At 38.2% G+C, this 6,000-nt stretch carries 5 protein-coding genes, 6 tRNA genes and 1 rRNA gene; all 12 read left to right on the top strand.

What is annotated here, in order from left to right; genetic code table 11:
- The first annotated feature begins 9 nt into the window (after positions 1–9).
- The 12 genes from rrf to glmM all read left to right on the top strand — a co-directional run bounded on the left by rrf (position 10) and on the right by glmM (position 5,881).
- A 5S ribosomal RNA gene (gene rrf, locus IEU51_RS05010) occupies positions 10–122 on the top strand.
- 13 nt (positions 123–135) lie between these two features.
- Positions 136–207 (top strand) — tRNA-Asn (locus IEU51_RS05005).
- A 12-nt stretch (positions 208–219) separates the two neighbouring features.
- Positions 220–294 (top strand) — tRNA-Glu (locus IEU51_RS05000).
- A gap of 27 nt (positions 295–321) precedes the next feature.
- Positions 322–394, top strand: a tRNA-Val gene (locus IEU51_RS04995).
- Positions 395–405: 11 nt separating this feature from the next.
- Positions 406–489, top strand: a tRNA-Tyr gene (locus IEU51_RS04990).
- 4 nt (positions 490–493) lie between these two features.
- Positions 494–568 (top strand) — tRNA-Gln (locus IEU51_RS04985).
- Between the two features lies 1 nt (position 569).
- Positions 570–642: transfer RNA gene (locus IEU51_RS04980), tRNA-Lys, on the top strand.
- Between the two features lie 143 nt (positions 643–785).
- Complete coding sequence (gene rocF, locus IEU51_RS04975; protein ID WP_186084837.1) at positions 786–1,694, top strand: arginase; 909 nt, start codon at positions 786–788, stop codon at positions 1,692–1,694.
- Between the two features lie 119 nt (positions 1,695–1,813).
- On the top strand, positions 1,814–2,749 hold the full coding sequence (locus IEU51_RS04970; RefSeq protein ID WP_186084840.1) for a helix-turn-helix domain-containing protein: 936 nt from the start codon (positions 1,814–1,816) through the stop codon (positions 2,747–2,749).
- 19 nt (positions 2,750–2,768) lie between these two features.
- A complete protein-coding gene (gene cdaA / locus IEU51_RS04965) occupies positions 2,769–3,590 on the top strand; it encodes a diadenylate cyclase CdaA (RefSeq protein WP_186084843.1) in 822 nt (273 codons plus the stop codon).
- Positions 3,577–4,515: a CdaR family protein gene (locus tag IEU51_RS04960; RefSeq protein ID WP_186084846.1), complete on the top strand. Its 939-nt coding sequence runs from the start codon at positions 3,577–3,579 to the stop codon at positions 4,513–4,515. Before cdaA ends, IEU51_RS04960 begins: the two co-directional genes overlap by 14 nt.
- Positions 4,516–4,534: 19 nt before the next feature.
- Entirely contained in the window at positions 4,535–5,881 is a 1,347-nt protein-coding gene (gene glmM, locus IEU51_RS04955) for a phosphoglucosamine mutase (RefSeq protein WP_186084849.1), read from the top strand.
- Positions 5,882–6,000: the final 119 nt, after the last annotated feature.

Here is a 6,000-nt window from a genome sequence, read left to right as displayed (position 1 = left end):
CATTCCATGTCTAGTGGCGATGGCGGAGAGGCCACACCTGTTCCCATGCCGAACACAGAAGTTAAGCTCTCCAGCGCCGATGGTAGTTGGGGTTTCCCTGCGAGAGTAGGACGCTGCTAGGCATATACTTATTATTCCACAGTAGCTCAGTGGTAGAGCTATCGGCTGTTAACCGATCGGTCGTAGGTTCGAATCCTACCTGTGGAGCTTTATATATAAGGCCCCTTGGTCAAGCGGTTAAGACACCGCCCTTTCACGGCGGTAACACGGGTTCGAATCCCGTAGGGGTCACCATTTTCAATTTAAAAAACTTAGTATAATGGAGAATTAGCTCAGCTGGGAGAGCATCTGCCTTACAAGCAGAGGGTCGGCGGTTCGATCCCGTCATTCTCCATTTTTTTGTACGGAAGGGTAGCGAAGTGGCTAAACGCGGCGGACTGTAAATCCGCTCCTTCGGGTTCGGCAGTTCGAATCTGCCCCCTTCCACCATTGTTGGCCTGTAGCCAAGCGGTAAGGCAATGGATTTTGGCTCCATCACGCGAAGGTTCGAATCCTTCCAGGCCAGCCACGAGCCATTAGCTCAGTCGGTAGAGCATCTGACTTTTAATCAGAGGGTCACAGGTTCGAATCCTGTATGGCTCATATTTAACACTAGTATAACTAGTGTTTTTTTTGTGTCTTTTTAATGTTTATTATGCATGAAAACGGTTTTATTTACATGTTGTTACTTGGTTGTTTGTCTTATAAAATTGTATATATAGACTTAAACAAAGGGTGACATATTAATGGCAAAGCAAATTGATTTAATCGGAGCAGCAACGAACTTTGGCCAGCCAAAACCTGGTGTAGTTCTTGGACCAGATGCATTACGTATTGCAGGAATTATACAAGCTCTAGAAGCTAGAGGGCATAATGTAAATGATCTGGGTAATGTTCATGGTAAATATCAAACACAGTTTGTTAAAGAGAATATTGAAGTTAAGAACGGTTTAAAGAATTATAATGAAGTTAAAGATTATAGTGAAGCACTTGCTAAAGTGACAGATGCTTCCGTTAAAAATGGTCGTTTCCCACTGACTATTGGTGGTGACCATTCATTAGCTCTTGGTAGTATCACAGGTATTGCAAAACACTATGAAAACCTAGGTGTGATTTGGTTTGATGCTCATGGTGATTTAAATACAAGTGAAACTTCTCCGTCTGGTAATATTCACGGTATGATTTTAGCTGAGCTTCTAGGTATTGGAGATAAAGGTCTCATCGATACTTATAATGAAGGGCCAAGTTTAAAAACAGAGAACATTGTATTAATCGGTCTCAGAGATTTAGACGATGGAGAGAAAGAACTTATTAAAGAACGTAACATCTTAGCATTTACAATGAGCGATGTACGTGCACTCGGTCTTATTGAAATTTTAGATCGTACACTTAAACATCTTGATGATTGTGATGGCCTACATCTTTCATTTGATGTTGATTCATTAGACCCAAGTGAAATGGTTGGAACAGGTACAAAAGTGCCTGGAGGAATGTTTATCGCAGAAGTAATCATGTTCATGGAACGTTTATCAGAAACAGATCTACTTACTTCTATGGATTTAGTAGAAGTAAACCCACTCATCGATATAAATAATCAAACTGCAGAGAACGCAGTACTCATCACAGAGTATATTTTTGGGAAACGAAAATTATAAATGAGTATTATTTTAAAGCTAGCTTATGCTAGCTTTTTTTGTTAACTTTTAATTGAAAATGTTGCACTTTGTTAAGTTTTTCTTCATAATATAGAAGATATAAGAACGAGGTGACACGTGTGATTGGTCAAAGAATAAAAGAGATTAGAAATCAAAATAATCTCACACAAGAAGCACTAAGTGAAGGTATTATTTCTCGTACATATTTAAGTCTGATAGAAAAGGGAAGTGTAGAACCATCAAATAACGTACTCATTCGACTAAGTGAAAGACTTGGCGTATCTGTATCTGATTTGATGGAGGAGTCATCTTCGTCGTTTCATGATCCATTAAATATTAGGCGTGAGATACTGTTTAACGAAAGTAAAATTAGTCGTGGAGATACGACTAATATCATGCGTTTTATTGATGATTCTGAACAATATGTTAATGATCTTGATTTCCTCGATTGTGGACGTACGTATCTCATTTATGCACGATATTTTTATCTTAAAAATGAGTATAAAGAGGCGCTTAAATATGTAGAGTTAAGTTATTCGAAGTTAAAAGAAGTGACCCTCAGCACATATTTTATTGATGCGAGCCTTTTATATGCACAATTACAGATCCGTGATAGTGCGTATGATGAAGCGCTAGATTTACTCGAACCGCTGCTATTTGATATTTACATGGACCGCACTTTTGTTGTTCAGACGAGAGAGGTGCTTGAAGAGATTCTGAACGTGTACTTTAGAATGGAAGAATATTTCACTGTATCACGTATGATGAAATTACTGAAAGAACATTCGAGTAAGTATAATCTCTTAATAGATGATAGTGTAGAGGAAAAAGCGCTTATTACACTGTATGAACTGCGTAATTTTGATACACTTAAGGTAGAATTAAAACGAGTGAGAATGGCAGTTGCACCTCTTTTAGAATCATATATTGATTTAGATGAAGGTGACGTGAAATCTGCGAATGAATTATTTAAATCACTTCATTCAGAAGACTATAAAGAAAGTCATCTTGAAAAAATCTACAAAGAATTAAAAGACAGACTCGGTTCACTATAAAATAGGAAAGGAAGATAATATGCTGTTAGGAAAACTTTTTCAAGATATGAATACACTTTATATCATAGCAAGTATAGTGGACCTATTAATTGTATGGTACGTGTTTTATAAGCTCATTACAATTATTAAAGGGACAAAAGCAGTCCAACTTATTAAAGGTATATTCTTTATTTTAATTGGACGCGCACTCAGTGATTTCTTTGATTTGACAACAACAACTCAGCTGTTTGATATGGTCTTACAGTGGGGTTTCCTAGCAATAATTGTAATCTTCCAACCTGAACTGAGACGTGCATTAGAACAACTTGGACGCGGTGGTTTTTTCAGAAAATCTACACACACAGTGCAGGAAGAATTTGAAAAAAACCGTGCTGATATGATTAAAGCAGTGCAATATATGGCGAAGCGTCGTATCGGCGCACTGATTGTTTTTGAACGTGAGACAGGTTTGAAAGATTATATTGAGACAGGTATTCCAATCAATGCTGAAATTTCTTCAGAACTGCTTATCAACATATTTATTCCGAACACACCTCTTCATGATGGGGCGATGATTATTCAAGGTGATCAAATTGCGACAGCAGCAAGTTATCTGCCTCTATCTGATAGTAATCGAATTGCGAAAGACCTTGGTACGAGACACAGAGCAGCAGTTGGTATTTCTGAAGTGACAGATGCATTTACGATTGTTGTTTCAGAAGAAACAGGAAATGTATCAGTAACTATTGATTCAAAATTAACTAAAGATATTTCATTAGAAGAATTAGACGAGTTATTACAACAAAACTGGATTTCAACAACGTCTCAAAAAGAAGGAGGCGGTATCTTTGCTAGAAAGTAAACCAGGGATATTAATAGTCTCGCTCATACTTGCGCTGTTCATGTTTTTATCAGCAAATAAGGTGTTTCAAAACACGAATTTATTTGAATCCAATAATAATTCAGATGAAGTGACGATTGAAAACGTGCCAGTGACAGCGAAGTATGATTCAGAAAGTTATTATGTGAATGGCGTACAAAATTATGTGCAAGTCCAACTGAATGGAACGCCTGCAGCTGTTAAACGTATTGAAACGACAAAGGATTTTGAAGTTGTCGTAGACTTAAGCACATATTCACCGGGTGAATATGAGGTCAGTTACACGGTTCGAGGTCTCCCAGATGGGGTAGAAGCATCTATATTGCCAGAAAAAGCAAATATAACGATACAAAACTTAGTTGAACGGACATTTGAAGTTCAAGCCGAGGTCAATGACAGTCGCGTTGGTTCAAACTATACGTTGGAAAGTATACAAGTAGAGCCAAGCACAGTCAAAGTACGCGGTGGAGAAATGGATATGGAACGCATCCAATTTGTAAGAGCAATGTTGACAGATTCATCTAAAATTACTGAAGAAACAACTGAAAATGTTCAGGTCAATGTCTTCGATGCACAGTATAATAAACTAGACGTTCAGGTGGAACCAGAGAACGTTTCAGTTAAAATAGAAGTGCAAGAATCGTCTAAAGAAGTACCTGTATCCTTACAGATGGTTGGAGAGTTGCCTAAGGGGTATCAAATTGATAGTATAAGTTTATCGAAAGACATCGTAAAGCTATATGGAGCTGAAGAAGTCTTAAATCAAATCTATCAAGTTGATGCTGAACTTGATTTAAGTGGCATCAAAGAATCAGGTGACAAAGACGTGCGCATTCAGGTGCCTGACTCAATAACGAGAACGGAACCTGCAGTCTTAATCGCAAAAGTAAAAGTATCTAAACAATAATTAAAAATAGGAGTTTAACATGGGAAAATATTTTGGAACAGATGGTGTACGTGGCGTAGCTAACGAAGGGTTAACACCAGAACTCGCTTATAAATTAGGACGTATGGGAGGATATGTATTACTTCACGCTGATGACAACGAACGCCCACGCGTACTTGTTGGTAGAGATACTAGAATTTCAGGAGAAATGCTAGAGTCTGCACTTGTAGCAGGACTACTTTCTATTGGAGCAGAAGTCATTCGTCTTGGGGTTATTTCAACTCCAGGTGTATCTTATTTAACAAAAGACATGGGAGCTGACGCGGGTGTCATGATTTCAGCGTCACACAACCCAGTTGAAGATAATGGAATTAAATTCTTTGGTCCAGACGGATTCAAGCTCAGTGACGAAACTGAGGATAAAATTGAATCACTTCTTGAAAGTGATGATGAACTACCACGTCCGACAGGCGTAGATGTTGGTTTCATCACAGAATACTTCGAAGGTGGTCAAAAGTATCTAAGCTACCTAAAATCAACAATTGATAATGATCTTGATGGTTTAGTGATTGCGTTAGATGGCGCTCATGGTGCGACTTATTCACTTGCTCCATATCTTTTTGGAGATTTAGAAGCGACTACTGTAACAATCGGTACTAATCCAGACGGAACAAACATTAATAAAGGCGTTGGTTCGACTCATCCAGAAGCACTTTCTAAGAAAGTAATCGACTCTGATGCGGACTTCGGACTTGCGTTCGATGGTGACGGAGATAGAATTATTGCTGTTGATGAAAAAGGGAACATTGTTGATGGAGATAAAATCATGTTCATCCTAGCGCAGTCAATGAAAGAAAAAGGCACGCTAAAAGATGATATGGTTGTTTCAACAGTAATGAGTAATTTAGGATTCTACAAAGCGCTTGAAGCGCATGGAATCAAGAGTGATAAAACTCAAGTTGGTGATCGCTATGTTGTAAAAGAAATGCGTGAGCATGGATATAACTTGGGTGGAGAACAAAGTGGACACATCGTACTTCTTGACCTAAACACAACAGGAGATGGTTTACTGACAGGTGTTCAACTGGCTTCAATTATCAAAGAGTCTGGTAAAAAATTATCAGAGCTTGCAGCTCAAATGGAAACTTTCCCACAAGAGCTTGTTAACGTACGTGTAACAGATAAACACAGCGTTACTGATAATCCAAAAGTAAAAGAAAAAATCAATGCAATAGAAGAAGAGATGGCAGGAAACGGACGCGTATTAGTACGTGCGTCTGGAACTGAACCTCTCGTTCGTGTAATGGTTGAAGCGGAAACTGAAGATCTTGCGAGACGTTATTCTGAAGAAATTGCGGAAGTTGTGAAGAGCGAGATGGGTCTTTAGGTTTTTATCTGATATATTACAACTCAATGACTAAACAAAGTGCATGAATTCAATGAATAAAGTATGTTTTCTGACTTGTACTGTAACTATATTACCCTTTGATGACAAAACTGTTATCA

Origin of the sequence: Phocicoccus schoeneichii (genome assembly GCF_014635565.1) — a bacterium.
Classification (GTDB): domain Bacteria; phylum Bacillota; class Bacilli; order Staphylococcales; family Salinicoccaceae; genus Phocicoccus; species Phocicoccus schoeneichii.
Note: the sequence above shows the minus strand (reverse complement) of the source record. Positions and strands in the feature narration are given on the sequence as shown.

What these genes read in the sequence shown, in the direction of transcription:
- rocF (WP_186084837.1), top strand. Translation starts at nt 786, where the DNA reads ATGGCAAAGCAAATTGATTTAATCGGAGCAGCAACGAACTTTGGCCAG.
- glmM (WP_186084849.1), top strand. Translation starts at nt 4,535, where the DNA reads ATGGGAAAATATTTTGGAACAGATGGTGTACGTGGCGTAGCTAACGAA.
- cdaA (WP_186084843.1), top strand. Translation starts at nt 2,769, where the DNA reads ATGCTGTTAGGAAAACTTTTTCAAGATATGAATACACTTTATATCATA.